This is a genomic window from Clostridium estertheticum, from assembly GCF_018861295.1.
GTDB classification, from domain to species: Bacteria; Bacillota; Clostridia; order Clostridiales; family Clostridiaceae; genus Clostridium_AD; species Clostridium_AD estertheticum_D.
This window is the reverse complement of sequence record NZ_JAHLDM010000003.1, coordinates 13324-36208: the sequence shown is the minus strand read 5'-3', so window position 1 is coordinate 36208 and position 22885 is coordinate 13324. Positions and strand designations below refer to the sequence as shown.

The 22885-nt window shown below is 32.4% G+C and carries 21 protein-coding genes; 17 read left to right on the top strand and 4 right to left on the bottom strand.

The window, feature by feature from the left end; translation table 11 throughout:
* Nucleotides 1–220: 220 nt before the first annotated feature.
* Nucleotides 221–1213: a 3D domain-containing protein gene (locus tag KPL54_RS04285; RefSeq protein WP_216105095.1), complete on the bottom strand. Its 993-nt coding sequence runs from the start codon at nucleotides 1211–1213 to the stop codon at nucleotides 221–223.
* Nucleotides 1214–1620: 407 nt separating this feature from the next.
* Here KPL54_RS04285 and KPL54_RS04280 point away from each other — a divergent pair, with 407 nt between their 5' ends.
* The 3 genes from KPL54_RS04280 to KPL54_RS04270 all read left to right on the top strand — a co-directional run bounded on the left by KPL54_RS04280 (nucleotide 1621) and on the right by KPL54_RS04270 (nucleotide 8451).
* On the top strand, nucleotides 1621–4569 hold the full coding sequence (locus tag KPL54_RS04280) for a DEAD/DEAH box helicase (RefSeq protein ID WP_253203355.1): 2949 nt from the start codon (nucleotides 1621–1623) through the stop codon (nucleotides 4567–4569).
* Between the two features lie 168 nt (nucleotides 4570–4737).
* Nucleotides 4738–5151 (top strand): hypothetical protein, encoded by a 414-nt coding sequence (locus tag KPL54_RS04275; RefSeq protein WP_216105093.1) that lies wholly within the window; start codon nucleotides 4738–4740, stop codon nucleotides 5149–5151.
* Nucleotides 5152–5673: 522 nt separating this feature from the next.
* Complete coding sequence (locus KPL54_RS04270) at nucleotides 5674–8451, top strand: calcium-translocating P-type ATPase, PMCA-type (protein WP_216105659.1); 2778 nt, start codon at nucleotides 5674–5676, stop codon at nucleotides 8449–8451.
* A 153-nt stretch (nucleotides 8452–8604) separates the two neighbouring features.
* Here the strand turns inward: KPL54_RS04270 and KPL54_RS26435 are convergent, their stop codons facing one another.
* Nucleotides 8605–8775, bottom strand: coding sequence for a protein kinase domain-containing protein (locus KPL54_RS26435; protein ID WP_216105091.1), 171 nt, complete (start codon nucleotides 8773–8775; stop codon nucleotides 8605–8607).
* Nucleotides 8776–9188: 413 nt separating this feature from the next.
* Between KPL54_RS26435 and argB the strand changes: the two genes are divergently transcribed.
* Nucleotides 9189–10064, top strand: coding sequence for an acetylglutamate kinase (argB, locus tag KPL54_RS04260; protein WP_216105089.1), 876 nt, complete (start codon nucleotides 9189–9191; stop codon nucleotides 10062–10064).
* Nucleotides 10064–11230 (top strand): aspartate aminotransferase family protein, encoded by a 1167-nt coding sequence (locus KPL54_RS04255; RefSeq protein WP_216105087.1) that lies wholly within the window; start codon nucleotides 10064–10066, stop codon nucleotides 11228–11230. Before argB ends, KPL54_RS04255 begins: the two co-directional genes overlap by 1 nt.
* A 77-nt stretch (nucleotides 11231–11307) precedes the next feature.
* On the opposite strand, the gene KPL54_RS04250 is transcribed toward KPL54_RS04255, so the two are convergent.
* Both KPL54_RS04250 and KPL54_RS04245 read right to left on the bottom strand, forming a co-directional pair.
* Nucleotides 11308–12045, bottom strand: a complete 738-nt coding sequence (locus KPL54_RS04250) for a response regulator transcription factor (protein WP_216105085.1) — start codon at nucleotides 12043–12045, stop codon at nucleotides 11308–11310.
* Nucleotides 12046–12048: 3 nt separating this feature from the next.
* Nucleotides 12049–13278 (bottom strand): sensor histidine kinase, encoded by a 1230-nt coding sequence (locus KPL54_RS04245; protein ID WP_216105083.1) that lies wholly within the window; start codon nucleotides 13276–13278, stop codon nucleotides 12049–12051.
* Nucleotides 13279–13535: 257 nt separating this feature from the next.
* Between KPL54_RS04245 and pduA the strand changes: the two genes are divergently transcribed.
* Genes pduA through KPL54_RS04185 form a run of 12 tightly spaced genes read left to right on the top strand, consistent with a single transcriptional unit; the run spans nucleotide 13536 to nucleotide 22869 of the window.
* Entirely contained in the window at nucleotides 13536–13823 is a 288-nt protein-coding gene (pduA, locus tag KPL54_RS04240) for a propanediol utilization microcompartment protein PduA (protein ID WP_071611874.1), read from the top strand.
* Between the two features lie 20 nt (nucleotides 13824–13843).
* Nucleotides 13844–14728, top strand: a complete 885-nt coding sequence (gene pduB / locus KPL54_RS04235) for a propanediol utilization microcompartment protein PduB (RefSeq protein ID WP_216105081.1) — start codon at nucleotides 13844–13846, stop codon at nucleotides 14726–14728.
* A gap of 21 nt (nucleotides 14729–14749) precedes the next feature.
* Nucleotides 14750–16414: a propanediol/glycerol family dehydratase large subunit gene (locus KPL54_RS04230; protein WP_216105078.1), complete on the top strand. Its 1665-nt coding sequence runs from the start codon at nucleotides 14750–14752 to the stop codon at nucleotides 16412–16414.
* Between the two features lie 18 nt (nucleotides 16415–16432).
* Nucleotides 16433–17101 carry a propanediol/glycerol family dehydratase medium subunit gene (locus KPL54_RS04225; RefSeq protein WP_216105076.1) on the top strand — a complete coding sequence of 223 codons (669 nt, stop codon included), beginning with the start codon at nucleotides 16433–16435 and terminating at the stop codon, nucleotides 17099–17101.
* 12 nt (nucleotides 17102–17113) lie between these two features.
* Nucleotides 17114–17641 carry a diol dehydratase small subunit gene (locus KPL54_RS04220; RefSeq protein ID WP_216105074.1) on the top strand — a complete coding sequence of 176 codons (528 nt, stop codon included), beginning with the start codon at nucleotides 17114–17116 and terminating at the stop codon, nucleotides 17639–17641.
* A 13-nt stretch (nucleotides 17642–17654) separates the two neighbouring features.
* A complete protein-coding gene (locus KPL54_RS04215) occupies nucleotides 17655–19475 on the top strand; it encodes a diol dehydratase reactivase subunit alpha (RefSeq protein WP_216105072.1) in 1821 nt (606 codons plus the stop codon).
* A 1-nt stretch (nucleotide 19476) separates the two neighbouring features.
* Nucleotides 19477–19875, top strand: coding sequence for a glycerol dehydratase reactivase beta/small subunit family protein (locus tag KPL54_RS04210; RefSeq protein WP_216105070.1), 399 nt, complete (start codon nucleotides 19477–19479; stop codon nucleotides 19873–19875).
* Complete coding sequence (locus tag KPL54_RS04205) at nucleotides 19872–20330, top strand: BMC domain-containing protein (RefSeq protein WP_216105068.1); 459 nt, start codon at nucleotides 19872–19874, stop codon at nucleotides 20328–20330. The genes KPL54_RS04210 and KPL54_RS04205 overlap by 4 nt, the downstream gene beginning before the upstream one ends.
* Complete coding sequence (locus KPL54_RS04200) at nucleotides 20327–20980, top strand: phosphate propanoyltransferase (protein WP_216105066.1); 654 nt, start codon at nucleotides 20327–20329, stop codon at nucleotides 20978–20980. The genes KPL54_RS04205 and KPL54_RS04200 overlap by 4 nt, the downstream gene beginning before the upstream one ends.
* Before the next feature lie 2 nt (nucleotides 20981–20982).
* The gene (gene eutJ / locus KPL54_RS04195; RefSeq protein ID WP_216105064.1) at nucleotides 20983–21798 is read left to right on the top strand and encodes an ethanolamine utilization protein EutJ; all 816 of its coding nucleotides are present in this window, start codon (nucleotides 20983–20985) and stop codon (nucleotides 21796–21798) included.
* Between the two features lie 10 nt (nucleotides 21799–21808).
* Nucleotides 21809–22588 (top strand): flavoprotein, encoded by a 780-nt coding sequence (locus KPL54_RS04190; RefSeq protein WP_216105062.1) that lies wholly within the window; start codon nucleotides 21809–21811, stop codon nucleotides 22586–22588.
* A gap of 11 nt (nucleotides 22589–22599) precedes the next feature.
* On the top strand, nucleotides 22600–22869 hold the full coding sequence (locus KPL54_RS04185; protein WP_216105060.1) for a EutN/CcmL family microcompartment protein: 270 nt from the start codon (nucleotides 22600–22602) through the stop codon (nucleotides 22867–22869).
* Nucleotides 22870–22885: the final 16 nt, after the last annotated feature.

Here is a 22885-nt window from a genome sequence, read left to right as displayed (position 1 = left end):
AACAAAAGAACCATCTAACACCAAACAAAAAAACTACCTAAAACGGTAGTTACGTCCTAGTTTTGTTTATAGACAGGATGGTTTAGAACTGTCTTATTTAAGTTTTATATTAATAAAGTTTACTATATTTTAATTACTATGTCAAATTGACTCGAAAAATAAAAACTGCCACAGAAATAATATCTGTAGCAGTTTTTGTATAATTAAGTATATAAAATATTTAGTTTAGTATATGCACCGTCAGGTATTGTACACCCCAATCACCGCATTCACCTTCATTATTAAAGAATAAATCTATAAAATTTCCTTTTATTGCTGAACCGGTATCAGCCGCGATAGCATTTCCATAACCCTCTATATATAATTTTGTTCCAAGAGGTATGACACTTGGATCTACAGCTACGGTACTATATCCATTTGGATTTCTAACAGCCTTTTGTCCTGAGGCAGTATAAGTGTTATTAGTTCCTTCAGAACCCCAGTAAGCAGTAGTTTTTACAGAAAAAGTTTTACTATATGAATTACTTTTGGAAGAAATGGGAGTTGCTTTTGCTGCAGTAGATTCTCTGGAAATTGAAGATCCCCTTGAAACGGATACTGCTGGCATAGTACCCTGAACTATAATTTTATCTTTAGGCTGTGTAACTAATGTTTCTTTAACAACTTTCCTAGCCACTTCTTTTCCGTTTTCATAAGTTACATTTAATGTAATGTTTTTTACTCCGTTAACTCCATTTTGTGAAATTGTTCTTTCGGATTTTAATATACTACCATTTTCTTTAATAACAGTTTTAAAATCAACAGGTTTTGACTGATTTATTGTTTTTGAATTAACCCTAGTTATTGTTATGCCTAGGCCACTCGATAATTTAGTTTCTTTTGAGGGTGAAATTTTATCAGTAGGGCTAATGGTTATTTGTTGTGCCTTTAACATTAAAGCAACATCTTTTTCAGCAGATTTAACATTAAGTTTCTTATTATCCACAAAGACGTTAACGTTTATAGCACGAGTTATAGTTATAACACTGTTGTTTTGTATTTTTGAATTCAAAGCCTTATCGACTTTATCTTTTACGTCTATGCTTATACCAGATTTTTTTAGTGCGTTACCAAATGTCTTTTGATAAGTTACCATATTAGTCGATTTACCGTCTATAACTACCGTAATGTTTTTTCTAATGAAGCATACAAAAATAGTTGAAGTTGTAATCATTACCACCAGTATGAATCCAATTACAAATTTTATTCGTCTACCTTCCATAAATCTAAATATAAAAATCATCTCCTATTTATTAATTTCAGTATAAGGCATCATGGACTTATTATTACAGATGCCTAACCACTTAGGTCTACAGTGCTCTTGGGTATATTACAATTAAGAGCGCTCTCATAAAATGCATGAGAAGTAGGGGAGTCATGTATACTTATACCAATAAATGTATTGGTAAATTATTGTAACAATATTGTAACACGTTTATTAAAAAGATGCAAATGATAACGATTTCTTACCCAGCTTTCCATTAAGTGATATAATTATTATAGCATATAAAAGCTTAGTTCGTTTAATTTATGTAATTTTAGAGGTATTATTAATTTGGAGGTGATTAAGACGTGAAGTTAATGGAGTTACAAAGTATAATATTCAAATCATCTTCAGAGAGTATGAGAAGTCAGGGTAAAAAGGATTTTAATGAGGGATTAGTTAGTAAAATCAAAGGGAAAAAGATAAATAATATGTATCATATTTATGGAAAGATTAATAATGATACTAAATCAAAAGAATTAAACACACATATAACAATAGATTTAGCTAAGATGAGATTAGAGAGTATAAAATGTACCTGTGATGGTTTTAAAGAGGTATCTATTGTAGGTCATTCATTTATGTGTAGTCATTTAACAGCTACAGCATATAGTTTTTTGAATATATATACAAAGGGTAATTCTGAAAAATCAGAGAAGATAAGGGAGGATGAGACTAGTAAGAAACACATAAGTAATATTATAAAGTTAAATCGAAAAGTAGCGAAAGGTTCAATTTATTATGAGGCTCAACATAAAATAGGTATGGAAAAAACAAAAATTGAGGCAAATTATTTAAGAGGTTTTCTTGCAGGGCTTAATTATAAAAAAGTTAAATTAAATTATGATGGGTTTGAGTTTGAAGCACCAATTGTAAAGCAGGATCTACCTCTAACATTTACGTTAAAGATGCGAGAAAAGCATTTTGTTTTAACTACGCATAAGCAATTCCCAATATCATTAAATGGCAAAAATGATGTATATTTATTCAATTGGAAACTGTACTTACCATCAAAGGGTCAAGTACAAAGGTATATTCTTATTTGTGAAAGGTTAAGAAAAAATCGTGAAATTTTATATGGTGGAGATATAACTAACTATAATAAAATTGTATCTTTTTTAGGTGCTATTTCAAGTGAGGTAAATATTAGTGAAGAAGTCAAAAGTTTTGCAAGAAACTTTATAAAAGTAGAATTTTACTTGTATGAGGTAGATAGCCATATTTATTGTGATTTATTAGTAGCTTATGGTAATGAAAAAATTAACATATTAAAGAATGATAGGAGTAAAGAAAGTATGGCGCGTGAGCATAAAACAAATACACGTGATTACAAATTTGAGGACAAAATTCTTATGGAACTGGAGAAATATAGGTTTATAAAAAGAAATGAGAGGCTGCTTTTTATAGGGTCAGATGAGCAGCTGTTTGATATATTAAATAAGAGTAAAAACAATCTTTATTCCCTTGGAAATGTTACTTTTGGAAATGGACTTAAGCATATGAAAATACAAAATGCAAAGAATATAAAAGCAGAGATTAAGGAAATGGATGATTACTATGATTTTTCTTATAGTATAGACAATATTTACGATAATGAATTAAAAGCTGTGATTGATTCATTTAAACAAAATAATAGATTTTATAAAACTAAAAACAATAATTTTTTGAACTTTGAAGATGAGACGGTTAAGGTTTTTTTTGATCTAATATTAGTATTAAGTGCTGATGAGTTACTAGAAAATGGCTCAATAAAGATAGAAAAAAATAAGGCGTTATATTTGCAAAACAAAATAAAAAATAAGAAATTTGAATTTATTATGGGTCGCGAAATGCTAAAGGATATAGAAAACATCTATGATAATATAAATAAAATGGACATAAAGGTACCTGTGAACTTAAAGGCTACTCTTCGCGAATATCAAATTGATGGTTTTAAATGGCTTAAAAGTCTGAGTGCTTTGGGACTTGGTGGGATACTAGCAGATGAAATGGGCCTTGGAAAAACTGTTCAGACCATAGCTTTTCTATTATCCTTTGAAAATAAAAAATCTATTATTATTAGTCCAACTTCCCTTATTTATAATTGGAAGGCGGAATTTGAAAAATTTGCTCCTAGTCTAAAGGTTGCAATTGTACATGGAGAAAAAAAAGGAAGGTATGAGTTAATTCATAATTTAGAGGATTATGACATAATACTTACGACCTATGGAACTCTAAAAATGGACTTAAAACAATATGATAATATTGTTTTTGATTATTGTATTATAGATGAAGCGCAAAATATAAAAAATTATTTGGCGCAGTGCACAAAAGTTATTAAAGAAGTTAAAGCTAAAGTAAGATATGCCTTAACTGGAACTCCTATTGAAAACAATTTGTTTGAACTTTGGTCTATTTTTGATTTTGTAATGCCAAACTATTTATATTCCAAAGAAACTTTTGAACTTAAATTTATTTCTGGAAAAAAGGTTGATTTAGGAGAACTAAAATCACTTATTAAACCTTTTCTATTAAGAAGAACTAAAAATGAAGTGCTTAGAGAATTGCCAGATAAAATAGAAAAGAAATTTCTAGTTGATATGACTACATCTCAAAAGGCTGTATATAAAGCCTATATCAAAGCTGTCAGGGATAAAATGAAAAACAATACTGATGGGAAAATGGAGGTTTTTTCTTATTTAACAAGGCTCAGACAAATATGTTTAGACCCATCACTTGTGATAGAAGGATATAAAGGCGGAAGTGGAAAGATAAACATTGCAACAGAACTTATTCAAAAACATGTGGAGAGCGGTGGAAAAATATTATTATTTTCTCAATTTACATCTGCGCTTAAAAATATAGGGGAAAATTTAAAAGAAAAAGGGATATCATATTATTATCTAGATGGAAAAACGAAATCTAAGGATAGAATTAAGCTGGTAGATGAATTCAATAAAAGTTGTCAAACATTCGTATTTTTAATATCATTAAAGGCAGGGGGAACAGGCCTTAATTTAACATCAGCAAATTTGGTAATTCATTTTGACCCTTGGTGGAATCCGGCAGTTGAGAATCAAGCCACAGATAGGGCTCATAGAATTGGTCAAAAAAATGTAGTTGAAGTAATTAAATTAGTTGCTAAAGGTACTATTGAAGAAAAAATCATTCTACTTCAAGAAAATAAAAAAGATCTAATTGATAGTGTAATTACAGGGGAACTTACGAACAGCGATGTTTTAGGGAAACTTACAAAAGAAGAACTTTTGGAGATACTCATGATTTAAAGCTGCCACCCATATGACAATGATTATGATATAATAAAGCAAGAAATATAAAAGAAATAGCAGAATACTTAAGTTTAGCACCTTCAACTATAAGTAAACTGATTTCTCGTAATAAAATAGTATAAGATGCCACTTGCCACGTGGGTGGCACCAATAGGAGATGAGACTATGTATGTAGAATTTAATAGTACGATTGTAGAGAGTAAAGATATAAAAGATACAATCGAGAAAAACACAGAATTTAAAGTACTTAAAGATATGAGTAAAGGTTCAAAAAGAGAGGATATATTAGCTTTTAATTTAAGTATAGCTATTAATACCTTAAATGATTTAATGGAAGGGGAAAATAATTTAAATGATTTAACAGAAGATGAATTATTTGAAGAATACCTATCGCTTGCAGAAGAAATTGCAATGGACATTGAAGAATATGTACCAGATGGTGCAGTACTAGACATTAAAGCTTATAAATGGGATAAATCAGATGATGGCATAAGTATTGTTATAATTATAGCTCCAGAAGATATAAATGATCTTAAATTAAAGGATATTATGAGAAAACTAATAACTCAAGTGGAGTAATCTATAAATTAACGTTGAAATTGGCTATGGAAACATAATAAAACTTGAGACACAATATAATCTCGTATTGCATAGTCATAAATTTTATGATATCATAATATTATTAATTAAATAATAATTATGAATGTTAAAAGGGAGTAACTGCCTATTTATAGGTGATAAAGTCAACATACCAGACCTTAAAGTCTGGCTTTATCGTGGCTAATTCCAGTCAAGTGAGACTTTTAACGCAATGATCTATAAATGGATCGTTGTGTTAAAAGTCTTTTATTTTTTTCATGTTTTTTTCAAGCTAAGAGGGAGTAACTACTCGTAAGGGCGATAAAGTCAACATAACTGGTTTTAAAAACCTGGCTTTATCATAGCATTTGCTACAGTGAGACTTTTAGCACAATGAAACCGTTGGTGTTTCGGTGTGTTAAGAGTCTTTGTTTTTTATATATAACTTTGTGTAAAGGAGGAATAATTATATTGAAATTTTAATCAAGATGTAAAGTTTATAAAAATAAAGGGGTGGACAATATTAAATATTTTAATGAACAAAGCTTAGAAGTTTTAAACAATTTTAAGGTTGATAGTAGCAAAGGATTATCGAATTCTGAGATTAAACAAAGACTGGGAAAATATGGTGCCAATGAATTTACCAAACAAAAGCAAGGGTCTATATGGGATAGTATTAAGGCTGCAATAACTGAGCCTATGATGATAATACTTTTAGTTGCAGCTGTAATTAGTGCGCTAGTAGGACAGTACCATGATGCTATTGGAATAGTATGTGCTGTAGCAATTGGAATTGGTATAGGTATTTTCACAGAAGGAAAATCACAAAAGGCTGCGGATGCTTTATCAAAAATGACAGAGAATATAGAGGTAAAAGTATTGCGTAACGGGAAAATCATTCAGGTTAATAAACATGAACTAGTACCCGGGGATATAGTCTCAGTAGAGACTGGAGATATGGTTCCAGCAGATGGAAGACTTGTAACTAGTTTAGATTTAGCTGTTAGAGAGGATATGCTTACAGGAGAATCAGAGGATGTAAATAAAGACTGCGAACTTGTAATAGAAATGGAAAACATAAAAGCCAAAGATAAAATTATTGTACAAGATCCAATTCCTGCAAAACAAAAGAATATGGTTTTTGGAGGAACACTTATTGCTTATGGTAGAGCTACTTTTGTAGTTACATCTACTGGTGATAGATCCCAAATGGGAGAAATAGCTAGAAATCTTGAAAAAGGTAATTTAGAAACACCACTTCAGTCAAAACTTGGACATTTAGGTGGTACGATTTCAAAAATATCAAGTGCAATAGCTGCGATATTATTTATAGTTATGATTATAAAGTTGGTTGTAGCAAAAGAGATATCACCTGATACAACTAGTGTATTTGCTTTTTTAGAGTCTGTTGGACCAATAAAAACTGCCTTTGTTGTATGCGTTGCTTTAATTGTTGCAGCTGTTCCTGAAGGCCTTCCAACAATGATAAATATGACACTTGCAATAACAATGCAGAAAATGGTTAAAATAAATGCACTTGTTACTAAAAAAGAAGCCTGTGAAACAATAGGTTCAGTAAGTGTTATATGCTCAGATAAAACAGGTACACTTACTCAAAATAGAATGACAGTTGAAAAAGTTTATTTAAATGGTAAGTTTAAGGGCCGCGATGAATTAAGTAATAGAAATAACTATTTTATAGATAACTGCATTGTAAATTCTACAGCAGACATTGAAAGAGATGAATATGAAGTTAAGTATCTAGGTAGTGCAACAGAATGTGCTCTTCTTTTATACAATGATGCCTATGATTACGTGCAAGAAAGACAAAATGCAAAAATAGCGCATCAAATTCCTTTTAGTTCAAAACGAAAGAGGATGAGTACTGTTATAGAAGAGGATGAAGGTGCTACAGTATTAACAAAGGGAGCCCCAGAAATAATTCTAGAATTATGTAAATTCGAACACGTTAATTGTGAAGAAGTAGAACTAAACCAGGCAAGGCGTGAAGAGATTTTAAATGAAATTGGAAAACTTCAAAAGAATTCTATGAGAGTTCTTGGGTTCGCATATAGAAATATAAGTGAAGAGGTAGCAATGGCTTCAGAGAAAGGAACGCTTGAGAATAATTTAGTATTTACAGGGTTTGTAGGAATAAGAGATCCTCTAAGACTTGATGTTAAAGAGGCAGTAGAAACTGCTAAAAAAGCAGGAGTTTCTACAAAAATGCTTACAGGTGATAATATAATTACAGCTATTGCTATAGGAAAAGAGCTAGGACTACTTACTGGTAATAATAGAGCAGTAGAAGCTACTTATATAGATACATTAACAGATGACGAACTTAGAGAGGAAATAACTACTATATCAATAGTAGCACGTTCAAAACCTGATACAAAAATGAGAATAGTTGAGGCTCTTCAAGATAATGGAGAGGTAGTAGCTGTAACTGGGGATGGAATAAATGATGCTCCAGCACTTACAAAAGCTGATGTAGGTATAGCTATGGGTATAGCGGGCACCGAGGTTAGTAAGAATGCTGCAGATATAATATTAACAGATGATAGTTTTGGAACTATTGTAAAAGGTATTAAATGGGGAAGAGGTATTTATGAGAACTTCCAGAGGTTTATTCAATTTCAGATAACAGTAAATATAATTGCTTTTTTAACAGCGATTTTATCTGTATTATTTGATTTCCAAATGCCATTTACTACAATACAATTGTTATGGGTAAATATTATAATGGATGGTCCACCAGCTCTATCGCTTGGACTTGAGCCAGTAAGAGATGCAGTACTCAGGAGAAAACCTACTAATAGAAATGCTAGCATTATAACTAAACAAATGATGACAAGTATGATTGCTAATGCTCTATATATAACGGGTATTATCATGGTTCAGATGAAGTTTGATATATTAGGAGCTGGATTCCCTGTAGAGGGCGCTACAGGAGCAAATGAAATGCAAACAGTATTGTTTGCGGTATTTGCTTTTAGTTCATTATTCAATGCATTTAACTGTAGAGAATTTGGCACAAACAGTATATTACATAACATTGCAAAGAATACCATATTTTTAAAAATATTAGCGGTTACAGCAGTAGTTCAAATATTTGTGACAGAAGTATTTTCAGGATTCTTTAATGCAGTGCCTTTAAGCGCTATTATGTGGCTGAAGATAATTGGATTAGCTTCACTTATAATAGTAGTAAATGAAGTAGTGAAATTAGTTATGAGATTTTTTGTAAAAAAGAACAAACAAATCGTGTCAGAATCAGAAGAAAAGATAGCAGCTTAGACTGAACTGCCATGTGTCAAGGACATTTTTAAAAAAGAGACTTAAATGAAATACCCTCCTGTCATAAATATAATGTGAGGGTATTTTTCTATATATTTATAGGATATTCACCAGTTTTTAAGTAAGTGGCATATTTATTTGGTGATAATTTTGCTAGTCCACATTGATATAGGTCATCATTTCATACATTACAAATTTATTGGAATTAGTTACTGCTCCAAAATCCATAACTTTAACTAGATTGTCTTTTTTTATCATAATGTTATCGGGTTTTATATCTCGATGGATTATATTATTTTTATGGATGAATTTATTATAAAGCATATTATTGTTGCATAATTATGTGGTATTATGATGTAATATTAATATTTGCATGTTTGTAAAAAAAACATGGTAATTGAATGCAAATATAGCATATACACTCGAGTGAGGACATTTTGGGTACATCATATCATCTTGATTTATACATTTATTAATAAGATAATATAATAAGCATACAAAAAAACAAATAATGCGTTGAATAATTATTCAAATTGATGTATAATTATTCAAATGGTTAAATCATCACCTGCGGTGCTGAAATATTAAGACTACAGAAGGAAATTTATACACAGACTGAAGTTATTTCTTTATTATAGTATGTAATTTCTAGTAAAAAACTGGGAGACTTTCCTTTTGAAATGTCGTTAAACAGTTATATAATTAGTGAAAATTAAGTGTTAGGGTTGGAGGTTACAATGGATATATTAAATAATGAATCAAATAAAAAAGATTTTTTGCAAATGAGTAAATATGAGGGTAAAACCTTTGTGATAAAATATGGCGGAAGTATAATGAGCAATGATGTTGCTAAGGAAGCTTTTGTAGAAGATATAGAGCTTATGACAAAAGCAGGTATAAAAGTTGTTATTGTACATGGTGGAGGTCCTTTGATTAGCAAGTGGGTAAAGAAAACAGGTGGTGAAAACAAGTTTATAAAAGGATTAAGAGTTACAAGTAAGGATACTATGGAAATTGTAGAGATGGTATTATCAGGCAATGTTAATAAAAGATTATCATCAATCTTAAGTCTTAGAGGACTAAATGCTATAGGTATAAGTGGTAGAGACAGCAATTTGATTCAAGCTAAAAAGAAGTATATTTTTGATGATGACAAAAAAATTGATATAGGTTTCGTTGGAGAGGTTGCAAACATTAATACAAAAGTTTTACTAACCTTACTTAAAAATAAGTATATACCAGTTATTTCTCCAGTTGGTGTAGGTTGCAAAGGAAATAGTTATAATATAAATGCAGATTATGCTGCAGCTGCTATAAGCGGAGTACTTAAAGCTGAAAAATTATTAATTATGACAGATATAGATGGTGTATATACAGATATAACTGACCCAACAACGCTTTTATCATCAATAACGGTTGCACAAACTAAAGAGTTTATAAATAAGGGTATGATTTATGGTGGAATGATCCCAAAGCTTGAATGTTGCGTTGCTGCAATTAATAAGGGAGCTAAGAATGTTCATTTAGTCGATGGAAGAAAAAAACATGGTTTATTATTAAATATAATTAAGGATAGTGGAACTAAAATTATAACAACGAAAGGGGTAATATAATGGAAGAAAATTGTGTAATGAATACTTATGGAAGATATGATGTTACTTTTGAGAAAGGCCTTGGATGTAAAATTTATGATTCGAAGGGTCAAGAATATGTGGATTTTGTATCAGGAGTTGCAGTGAATTGTCTTGGACATAGCCATCCCGCTATAATAAATGCAATAACTACGCAAAGTAGTAAGCTCATGCAGAGTTCTAATTATTATTGGAATACACCGCATAAGCTACTCGCAAAAAAACTAATAGATAACTGTGATCATGATAAAGTATTTTTTTGTAACAGTGGTACAGAAGCTATAGAAGCAGCGCTCAAGATAGCGAGAAAGTATGGAGCATTAAAAACAACTAAAGATAAAAATGTACTTATATATATGGACGAGTCTTTTCATGGTAGAACTATGGGTTCATTATCAGTTACTGGTCAGGAAAAATATCAAAAAGATTTCCGTCCATTAATTGGAGGCACACAAAAGATAAAGTTTAATGATGTAGAAGAGTTAAAAAAGAATTTTAATGATAAAGTATGCGCTGTAATAGTAGAACCGATTCAAGGAGAAGGCGGAATAAATATTGCAACAATAGAGTTCTTAAAAGCAGCAAGAGATTTGTGTGATAAATATGATGCTCTATTAATTTTTGATGAAGTACAATGCGGCATGGGACGCCTTGGAAGTCTTTTTGCTTATAAGAAATTTTCAGTTATTCCTGATGTGATATGTATTGCAAAAGCACTTGGTGGCGGTTTTCCAATAGGGGCAACTATTACAAATGTTAAAGCGTCAGCGGCATTTGTACCGGGTGATCATGGAAGCACTTTTGGTGGAAATCCACTTGCATGCGCTGTTGGTGAGGCTGTTTTAACAGAGCTTCTTGATGGTGGAGTTATAGAAAAAATTGACGACACAAGTGCATATATGAAAGAACGATTATTTAAAATAAAAGAGAAATATGGTGTAATAGATGAAATAAAAGGTATAGGTCTATTGATTGGTATAAAAATGAGTACAGATACAAAGGAATTTTGTAAGTCATGTTTTGACAAGAAATTGCTTGTAATTGCGGCTGGGAATAACGTGGTAAGATTACTTCCTCCACTTAATGTAACAAAGGGAGAGATTGATGAAGCATTAGATATTCTTGAAAGAGTAATCTCGGAAATTTAATGCCTAAAATTACTTAATATAAAAATAAAGTAAATTGATAAAAGCTGCATAATGAATTCGTTATGCAGCTTTTATCTTTAAAAATGTTGTTTCTTGTTTTGACACCTAAAGTGATTGGGGGACATTCCAACACTTTTTAAAAAAACTTTACTGAAATAACTTGAATCAACATATCCAACATTTTGTGATATTTCCGTAATGTTTTTATCTGTATTTAGGAGCAAGTCTTTTGCTTTTATTACTCTAAAGGAAGATAAATAATTAATAAAGTTAATACCAATTTTACTCTTAAAGTATCTGCTGAAATATTGTGGGTTAAGATGAACATAAGCTGCAATTGATTGAAGACTTATATATGTATTATAATGTTCATCGATATAATTCATAGCTTCTTTAATTAGCGTATCATCTTGGTTATCACTTATGACTCTATCATTTTTCGTATTTATTAAAGAGATACTCCTATTAATAGATTCAATTAAGTCGTTAGGTCTTATGGGTTTCAATAGGTAATCGATTACTTTTATTCTAATTGCATTCTGAGTAAAAGCAAAATCATCATAAGCAGATAGGATGATTGTGTGTACATTTGGCAAAAATTTAATTATCTCTTTTTGAGCCTCAAGGCCGCTAAGTTCGGGCATTTCTACATCCATTAAAATAATATCGGGTGTACTTGTTTTAGCCATTTCGATAGCTTCTAAGCCACTTTTAGCTTCACCACAAATATTAATACAACTTAGTTTATCTTCAATGATGTACCTAAGCGCTCGTCTTTCAATATTTTCATCTTCAACTATTAGTAAATTGTGCATTAGTTACTCCTCCCTTTTATTTAATTTAATACAAGGAACTTTTATTGTAGCTGTAGTTCCACATTCTTTAGTCGATTTAAGTTCGATGCCATATTTAGACCCAAAGAAGTGTTTAATTCTGTCGTCTACATTTTTAATTCCTAGACCAGTAAGGTTTTCATAAGGATTTTCAACTGCAAAAATTATTTTAAGTCTGTCTTCATCAATACCAATGCCATTATCAAAAACTTCAAGGGTGAGATAATTATTATTAAAATTTTCACCTATTATTTTAACTTTACCATTTATCGTCATATTTTTAAGACCATGAATTATTGAGTTCTCGACTAATGGTTGAAGAGTCATTACAGGAATTTTAAAGTTGAGTATTGAAGGATCAATATCTATTTTGTAATCAAACCTATCACCAAATCTCGTTTTTTGAATATAAAAGTACTTTTTAATATTAGTTATTTCTGAATCTATTGTAACCATGTTATTTGAATTCTTAAGACTATATCTTAATAGGTCAGAAATCGCATAAATGAGATTTTCAGTGTCAGGGGCACCTTCTATTAAAGCCATTCTTGCAATGGTATTTAGCGTATTATATAGAAAATGAGGATTAATTTGAGCCTGAAGCGCCTTAATTTCCATATTTTTAAGAAGTTCTGTAAGTTTCATTTTTTCTTTAGTTTCTTCCAAAAGTTCTGATTTTGTAATTGTTGCTATTCCCATCTTAGCGATGAAATTAGAAAAAAGAAAAAGATAATCTGCAGATACTAGAATTTTTTCATAATCAACTACTGGAACTTCAGCTAGTGCATTAAATAGATCATTCTCAGATAAACTAAGCTCACGTGATAATCTCTTAACATCTATGATTGCTTTATTTTTAAAGTTTGTACTTGTTACTTGTCCACATAACATAGATCCAAGATAGTTACCGTTTACAATTATTGGTGCAGCAAAATCAATAAGACCAGTGTGGCAATTATAAATAATAGGTTTACCTGCCTCCATTGCCATTGTTCCACCAACTGAATCACAATGTTTACAACGGTTATATCCTTCAGCAGTACTTCTAATTAAGCTGCACCATTTAGTAAAATAACTGGAATCTACAACAGGTGTTCCATCTCCATCAACTGTTACAGTTGATAGCCCAACTATTTTTGCGAATTTATCTTGAATATCTTTAAGTGAGGATACGTCAATAATTTCTTTGAGTTTATATTTAGGATCTGTTACCATAAAGGCCTCCTTTATAAGAAGTGTTAATAACATTAACTATATAGTAAATATATTACCATCAATTATAATAAAAATATACACTATTTATTATAATGAAAATATATTAGCACTAACTATATAGTAATAATAATACCTAAGAATGTCAAAATATTTCGTAAAAATATAATCAATATTATACTTAAATAGAGCAATATATTGACATCGAAAAGTGTGAAAATTCGGTATAATGAAGATATAAAATAAATGGAGGTGTTTTTATGGGACAAGAATCATTAGGAATGATAGAAACAAAAGGCTTGATTGGTGCAATAGAGGCGGCAGATTCAATGGTTAAAGCTGCAAATGTAGTTCTTATAGGTTATGAGAAAATAGGTTCAGGACTAGTTACTGTTATGGTTAGAGGAGATGTTGGAGCTGTTAAAGCTGCTACTGATGCCGGTGCCGCAGCTGCAAAAAGAGTTGGAGAAGTTGTATCTGTTCATGTAATTCCAAGACCTCACACTGATGTTGAAAGAATATTACCAAAATACCCAGTTTCAGAATAAATAGTGAGAGGTTGATGTAAATGAATACACAGCTAATTGAAAAGGTTTATGAAGAGGTTCGACGTAAAATTGCTAGCGGAGAAATAAAAGCAAATGATATTGAAAAAACAGTTAAAGAACTTGCAAATTGTGAGAATGAAAGCAAAGTTGAAAATGAAGTTATAGAGATTAATGAAGTTAAAGAAGTAGTTAAAAAGGAGGGGAAATTTATGCAAGAGCCAGGATTAACTGAGTTTGTTGGAACGGCTATTGGAGACACGATTGGTTTAGTAATTGCAAACATTGACTCAGCACTACACGCGGCTATGGGTATTGATAAGAAATTCCACTCAATAGGCATTATAGGAGCGAGAACTGGAGCAGGTCCGCAAATAATGGCAGCTGATGAAGCGGTTAAAGCTACTAACACTGAAATCGTTTCAATTGAACTTCCAAGAGATACTAAGGGTGGAGCTGGACATGGTTCCCTTATAATATTTGGGGCAGAAGATGTATCTGATGCAAGACGTGCAGTTGAAGTTACGTTAAAAGAGCTTAATAGAACATTTGGAGATGTTTATGGTAATGATGCAGGACATATTGAATTGCAATACAGTGCAAGAGCAAGTTTGGCTATAGAAAAAGCTTTTGGAGCACCTGTTGGTAAATCGTTTGGGTTAATAGTAGGAGGACCAGCTGCAATTGGAGTAATGATGGCAGATACTGCTGTTAAAACTGCAAATGTTGAAATAGTTGCTTATTCAAGCCCGGCCAAAGGTACATCATATTCAAACGAAGTTATTCTTGCAATAACTGGGGATTCAGGAGCAGTAAGACAAGCAGTAATATCAGCAAGAGAAGTAGGAAAGAAACTTTTAAATGCACTCGGTGATGTGCCAACTTCAAGTACTGTACCGTACATTTAAATAAGAAAGGAGGGGTGGTTTATGAAAAGATCAAAGAGATTTGAAGCACTAGAAAAAAGAGCTGTCAATAAAGATGGTTTTGTAAAAGACTGGCCAGATGTAGGTCTTGTTGCAATAGACGGGCCAAATGATCCAAAATCTAGTTTGAAAATTGAGAATGGTAAAATTACTGAAATGGATGGAAAGAAAAGAGACGATTTTGATTTTATAGATATTTTCCTTGCAGATCACGCAATAAACATTGGCGATGCAGAAAAATCAATGGCACTCACATCACTTGAAATTGCTAGGATGCTTACAGATATAAATGTTCCTAGAGAAAAACTTGTAACTATTGCTACATCTATTACTCCAGCAAAATTAGTTGAAGTTGTGGACAACCTAAATGTTGTTGAGATGATGATGGCACTTCAAAAAATGAGAGCTAGAAAAACACCATCTAATCAATGCCATATTACAAATGTAAAAGATAATCCTATTTTGATTGCGGCTGATGCTGCAGAAGCAGCTTTAAGAGGTTTTGATGAAATGGAAACTACTGTTGCTGTAGTTAGATATGCACCATTTAATGCACTTGGATTATTAATTGGAGCACAGGTAGGAAGAGGTGGAATATTAACTCAATGTGCTCTTGAGGAGGCAACAGAACTTCAACTTGGAATGCTTGGTTATACAGCATATGCTGAGACAATATCAGTTTATGGTACAGAGCAGGTATTTACTGATGGAGATGATACACCTTGGTCAAAGGCATTTCTTGCATCAGCATATGCATCTCGTGGACTTAAAATGAGATATACATCTGGTACTGGTTCAGAAGTTCTAATGGGTTATGCTGAAGGCAAGTCAATGCTTTATCTAGAAGCAAGATGCATAATGATTACAAAAGGTGCTGGAGTTCAAGGGCTTCAAAATGGTTCAATTAGCTGTATTGGTATACCTGCAGCTGTTTCAGGTGGAATAAGAGCCGTACTTGCGGAGAATCTTATTACTTCAATGCTTGATATGGAAGTTGCATCAGGAAATGATCAAACATTTACTCATTCAGATATAAGAAAAACTGCAAGAACTATGATGCAATTCCTTCCTGGAACAGATTTTATATTCTCAGGATACAGTGGAGTTCCAAATTACGATAACATGTTTGCAGGTTCTAATTTCGATGTTGATGATTATGATGATTACCTTGTACTTCAAAGAGATTTAAAGGTTGATGGTGGACTCAAACCAGTAAAAGAAGCAGATGCAATCGCTGTTAGAAATAAGGCTGCAAAAGTACTTCAAGGGGTATTTAAAGAAATGGGATTACCACAAATAACTGATGAAGAAGTTGAAGCCGCAACATATGCACATGGAAGTAAGGATGTTCCAGATCGAAATGTAGTAGAAGATTTAAAAGCTGCTCAGAGCATACTTAAAAATGGAGTTACAGTTCTTGAAGTAGTTAAAGCATTATCAAAGAGTGGAAATGAAGACATTGCCGAGAGAGTTTTAAACTTACTAAAACAAAGAATTGCTGGAGATTATTTGCACACCTCATCTATATTTGATGATAAATTCAATGTAATTACCGCAGTAAACGATCCTAATGATTATATGGGACCAGGCACTGGGTATAGGCTTGAGGGAGCAAGATGGGATGAAATTAAAAACATTAATCAGGCTCTTGATCCTAATAAAATGTAGTTAGAGGAGTGATGTGATATGAATGTAATGTCTAATGAGGAATTAATTAAAATCATAACCAACGAAGTTGTTAAAAAGTTAAAATCACAAGGAAACTCCAATGGAGGTTCAATAGAAAGTAAAGTAGATACTTCAAATATGAAATTAGAACTAAATGAAGTAGGAGTTGCAAAAGCTGGAACAAGAAGCGATGAAGTTGTTATAGCATTAGCTCCAGCATTTGGAATTTACCAGACAAAAACTATTGTTGATATTCCACATTATAAAGTACTTAGTGAACTTATGGCAGGTATTGAAGAAGAAGGTGTTACTGCAAGAGTTATTCGAGTAACGCGTACATCAGATGTTTGTTTTATGGCTCATGATGCAGCAGTTTTAAGCGGATCAGGAATTGGTATTGGAATTCAGTCAAAAGGAACAACTGTTATTCATCAAAAGGACCTTCAAATGTTAGAAAATCTTGAACTTTTCCCACAGGCTCCACTAATAACTCTTGAAACATTTAGATTAATTGGGAAAAATGCTGCGAAATATGCTAAGGGCGAATCACCGAGTCCAGTTCCAACACTAAATGATCAGATGGCAAGACCTAAATATCAAGCGAAAGCAGCAGTTCTTCATATTAAAGAAACAGAGCACGTTGTGTTAAATGCAAAACCTGTACAACTTGAAGTTGTATTTAAGTAAGGGGTGAATTAAATGGATGACAATATGAATATTGAACAAATAGTAAAAGAAGTTATGAAAATGATGAATGCTGAAACATCATCGCCAGAAGTTAAGCTAGCGAGCAGTAGTGCTACTAATGGAACGGCTAAAAAATTAACACTTAAAGACTATCCATTAGCAACAAAGAGTAAGGACCTTATTAAAACTAAAAGTGGTAAAGGTCTTGACGATATTGATGTAAAAAGTGTGCTTAATGGAGACGTTAAACCTGAAGATATAAAAATAACTGCTGAAGTACTTTTATATCAAGCACAAATTGCAGATGAAGTTGGAAGAGTTCAGTTTGGTAAAAATTTGAGAAGAGCCGCTGAAATGGTTGCAATTCCTGATGCAAGAGTTCTTGAGATATATAGTGCACTAAGGCCTTTTAGATCTACAAAACAAGAGTTACTTGATATAGCGACAGAACTTGATGATAAGTACAATGCTAAAATAAACGCTACATTAGTAAGAGAAGCCGCTGATGTATATGAAAAGAGAAGTAGGCTAAAAGTTTAACGAGGTGATTGGTTTGAAACTTATTGCAGGTGTAGATGTAGGTAATTCTACAACAGAAGTAGCTATTGCAGATATTGAAAAGGGTCTAAATTTTGTTTCTAGCAGTTTGTCCAAAACTACAGGAATAAAAGGAACTTTAGATAACGTAGTTGGAATTTTAAATTCTCTAACTGATGCATGCAAAAAAATTAACATAGAATTATCTGCCTTAGATTCTATATGTATTAATGAGGCAACACCTGTAATAGGTGATGTAGCAATGGAAACAATTACAGAAACAATTATAACTGAGTCAACTATGATTGGACATAATCCAGATACTCCAGGTGGACTAGGTATTGGTATTGGTAAGACTGTGTATATTGATGAAATAGTAAATCTACACAGCATGGAAGATGTAATTTGTATAATTCCAAAGTCAGTAGATTTTGAAACTGCGGCTATGAGAATTAATAATGCACTTGATAATAATGTAAAGATTAATGGACTTATTGTTCAAGCAGATGATGGTGTTATTATTTCTAATAGGCTAAGGAAAGTTATCCCGATTGTTGATGAAGTTTCTCTTATAGAAAAAGTACCTATGGGAATGATTGCAGCTGTTGAGGTAGCCGCGCCAGGTTCTAACATAACAGTGCTTTCAAATCCTTATGGCTTAGCTACAATATTTAGTTTAACACCAGATGAAACAAAGCATATAATTCCTGTTGCAAGGGCTCTGATTGGAAACAAATCAGCTGTTGTAATTAGGACACCAGAGGGAGACGTAAAGGAAAGAACGATTCCTTCTGGTAACCTTATTTTATTTGGAAAACAAGAAAAAAAAGTTGGTATCGAAGAGGGCGCAGTTAAAATAATGCAAGCTCTAAGGGATGCCTGGCCAATAAATGATGTGGTTGGTGAGAGCGGAACAAATGTTGGAGGAATGATTGAACGAGTTAAGCAGGTCATGGGTCAATTAACTAAGCAGAAAAGCTGCGAAATAAAAATTCAAGATATTCTGGCAGTAGACACATTTGTACCTCAAAAGGTAAATGGAGGTATAGCAGGAGAGTTTGCTTTAGAAAATGCAGTCGCACTAGCAGCAATGGTTAAAACAAGTAGACTGCCTATGGAAAGTATAGCAAGAAAACTTGAGCAGGAGACAGGTATTAAGGTGATTATTGGTGGAGTTGAAGCAAATATGGCAGTTCTTGGAGCATTAACTACTCCAGGTACGGACAAACCAATGGTAATACTTGATTTAGGTGGGGGATCAACAGATTCTGCTTTTATAAGTAAAACAGGGGATGTAAAATCTATTCATCATGCAGGAGCAGGAGAGATGGTAACAATGCTCATAAACTCAGAGCTTGGAATTGATGATTATAACCTGGCTGAGGATATCAAGAAGTATCCACTCGCCAAAGTTGAAAGCTTATTTAATATAAGGTATGAAGATGGTAGTGTTTGTTTTTTTCAAAAGCCGCTTAGTGCTTCTATATTTGCAAGAAATGTTGTTGTAAAAGAAAATGAGATGGTTCCAGTCCATTCAAAACATTCAATTGATAAAATAAGAATTGTACGTCGTGAAGCTAAAAAGAAGATATTTATAACAAATGTGGTAAGGGCCCTTCAAGATATAGCACCAGGGAATAACCTTCGTGCTATAGAATTTGTTGTACTCGTCGGTGGATCAGCACTTGATTTTGAAATACCTGAGATGATATCAGATGAGCTTTCTCATTATGGCATAGTTTGTGGAAGCGGTAATATAAGAGCAAAGGAAGGCCCTAGAAATGCAGTAGCAACAGGTCTTGTAATATCTTACTACAATAGCTTGAAAGGAATATAAAATGGAGAATAACAGTAGACCTTGCATTGTTGTTGTTACAGATAAACCAGATATTAATATACTTAAGCATATACTCGCAGGAATTGAAGAAGAAGGTATCCCGTATGAGGTTGATGTAGTTAATGGTGATGAACTTTTAAAAATCACTCATAAGGCTGCAGTGTATTCAAGAATGGGGGTCGGGATAGGAATAAAACAAAATAGAGTTTTGCTACACTTTAGCAAACTTAAAATTGATAAACCAATTCTCGACGCTAACTTGAATGAGAATATTAAAGATACTGCAAGAAATATTGGTAATAATGCTGCAAGATTATATAAAATAATGCCTTTTAAAAATATGGGCGAAGGTATTATGGAAGCATTAAACCAGAATTTTGCCAGGGAGGAAAACATATGAGTAGAGATGCGCTTGGGTTAATTGAAACAGTAGGATTAGCTGCAGCAATTGAAGCAGCGGATACTTGTATGAAATCAGCAAATGTTGAGCTCATAGGGTATGAATTGACTAAAGGTTATGGCATGGTTACAGTTAAGATTAAAGGTGACGTATCAGCAGTTAAAGCAGCCATTGAGTCGGCTAAAGTAAGCGCAGCATCTGTAAATACCGTATATGCAACTCTTGTTATACCAAGACCTGTAGATAAATTAGATTTAATGATTGAATCTAGTAATACTATTGGTGTTAAAAACAAAATTAAAGAGAAAAATGAAACAATAGAAATTATTAAAGAAGAAATAGTACCTGCAGGGGAAGTTTGCAATTTATGTTATGACCCTAAATGTACTAGGAAAAAGGGAATGACTAGAAAGTTATGTATACATTATAAGGATAGCGAAGGTGATAAGAAATGAATGAATTTGATGATGCTCTGTTAAAGGATATAGTTGAGGAAGTTTCAAGGAAATCATGTATTAAAAATAGAGAATATGCTATTCCGGTCGGAGTGTCAAGCAGGCATCTTCATGTGACCAAGGAAGATCTTGAACTTCTATTTGGAAAAGGATATGAGCTTACGGTAAAAAGTAAGGTTAAACAAATAGGTCAGTTTGCAGCAAATGAAACTGTTACCTTAGCAGGACCTAAAGGAAGCTTAGTTAAAGTTAGAATACTAGGACCCATAAGAAAAGAAAGTCAGATTGAGATATCACTTACTGATTCTTACACACTTGGAATAAAAGCTCCACTTAGAAATTCTTCAGATATAGTAGGGTCAGAAACACTTAGTGTAATTGGACCAAAAGGAATGAAAATTTTCAAGGAAAAAGTAATTGTAGCAACTAGGCATGTTCATATGTTACCTGAAGACGCAATAAAATTTGGCGTTGAGGATGGGGATTTCGTAGATATTGAAACTAAAGGACTTAAAGGTATTATTTTAAAAAATGTACGTGTTAGAGTTGGTGATAAGTCAGTTTTAGAGGTTCATATAGATACTGATGAGGCAAATGCAGCAGAAATAAAAAATAATGGACTTATTAGGATTGTGGGGTTAAGTAGATAGTTATGATGGAGAAAGCAAATGCGCTTATATTGCAAATGGAGAAATGTATAGCTAATGAGAATCCAATAAAGGTAGAGGGAAAACTTAAGGTTGGAGTCGATCTTGGAACTGCAAATATAGTTATTACAGTGCTTGATTCTAATGATATTCCAGTTGCGGGAGCAATTTACCCAGCAGATGTTGTACGTGATGGAATAGTTGTTAACTTTGTTGAGGCAGTACAAATTATAAGAAAGCTTAAAGCTCAACTTGAAAAACAACTTGGACGTGAGCTTATATATGCAGCAACTGCAATCCCACCAGGAATTATGGAAGGTAATGTACGTGTTATTAAGAATGTAGTTGAAGGTGGGGGGTTTGTTGTAACAAATGTACTTGATGAGCCAACGGCGGCAGCTAATATATTAAATATTAACTCTGGAGCAGTTGTGGATATTGGTGGTGGTACTACAGGAATTTCGATACTCAAAGATGGAAAAGTCATCTATAGTGCCGATGAGCCAACAGGTGGTAGACATTTAACGCTTGTGACTGCAGGCGCTCTAAATATGGAATATGAAGATGCAGAGAAATATAAAAAAGACATTGATAATTATAATATGGTATTTACAATGGTTAGGCCAGTAATTGAAAAAATGTCATCTATTATACAAAAACATATAAAAGGTTATAATATCGATACAATATATCTTGTTGGAGGTACTTGTTGCCTTAAAAATATTGAAAAGGTTGTAGAGGAGTACACAGGGGTTAAAACTGTTAAAACGTATAATCCACTTCTAGCAACTCCACTAGGAATTGCAATCAGCGTAAAGTGAGGTGATGTAGTTGGATATTGAGGAGTTAATAAAAGCAATTACAATTCAAGTATTAAGTATGGTTAATAAGAAAGTATTAATTTTTATCTCAGGTGGAGTAGTAAATATTGAAGAAGAGTTCAATGTACTAAAGGGGTTTAATAATTTAAAGTATAGCGTGGTCTTATCAGATTCTGCAAAGGAAGTAATTCCTAAGCAATTTATTGAAAGTTTAAATGCAGATATAATTTATGATAAAAAATTAATGGCGAGGATTATAAATGAATCCGATTTTATATTAATACCTGTTATGACAAGAAATATACTTGCGAAAACAGCGCTTGGAATTCGAGATACATTTATTACAACAGGGATTTCAGATTCAATTATGAAAAGCAAAAAAATAATTGTAGTAAAGGATAGTTTTGATCCTGATAACCCAGTTAATATTTCACTCGGTTATTCACAAAATGTTTCATATAATGAAATGATAAAAAAACATATAAAAACAATAGAGGGCTTTGGGGTAACATTTATTAATACAAATGAACTCAAAAAAGCTATAGACGAATTAATTAGAATAGAGGACAAAGTACCGGCACAAATTGCTACACATAAAAAAGTTATAAACAAAGAAGAACATATAACTAAAGAAATGGATGAGATTATATTAGAAGGAATTATTACAAAGACTGATTTGCTACCTCTTGGGGGCTGCAGGAATATAAAAATCGCGAAAAAGGCAGTTATTACACCGCTTGCAAAAGATTATATAGATTCAGAAAATATTGAAGTAGTTTATCTTGATTAAGGGGTGAGTATATGTTTTTGGCAAAAGTAATTGGGACACTTGTTTCTACAAAAAAAGATGACAGATTGATTGGAAGCAAGCTTTTGATAATTAGAAAAATTAATGAACATGAAGAAGAAGAGAAAGAAACATTAGTTGCAGTTGATACAGTAGGCGCAGGAAATGGTGAAATAGTTCTTGTAATTACAGGTAGTGGAGCAAGACTTTTAGAAGATAATAAAGATACTCCAATTGATACGGCTATAGTAGGGATTGTAGATTACCTTGAAGTAAGTAAATAATAATTTAAACTCCAAT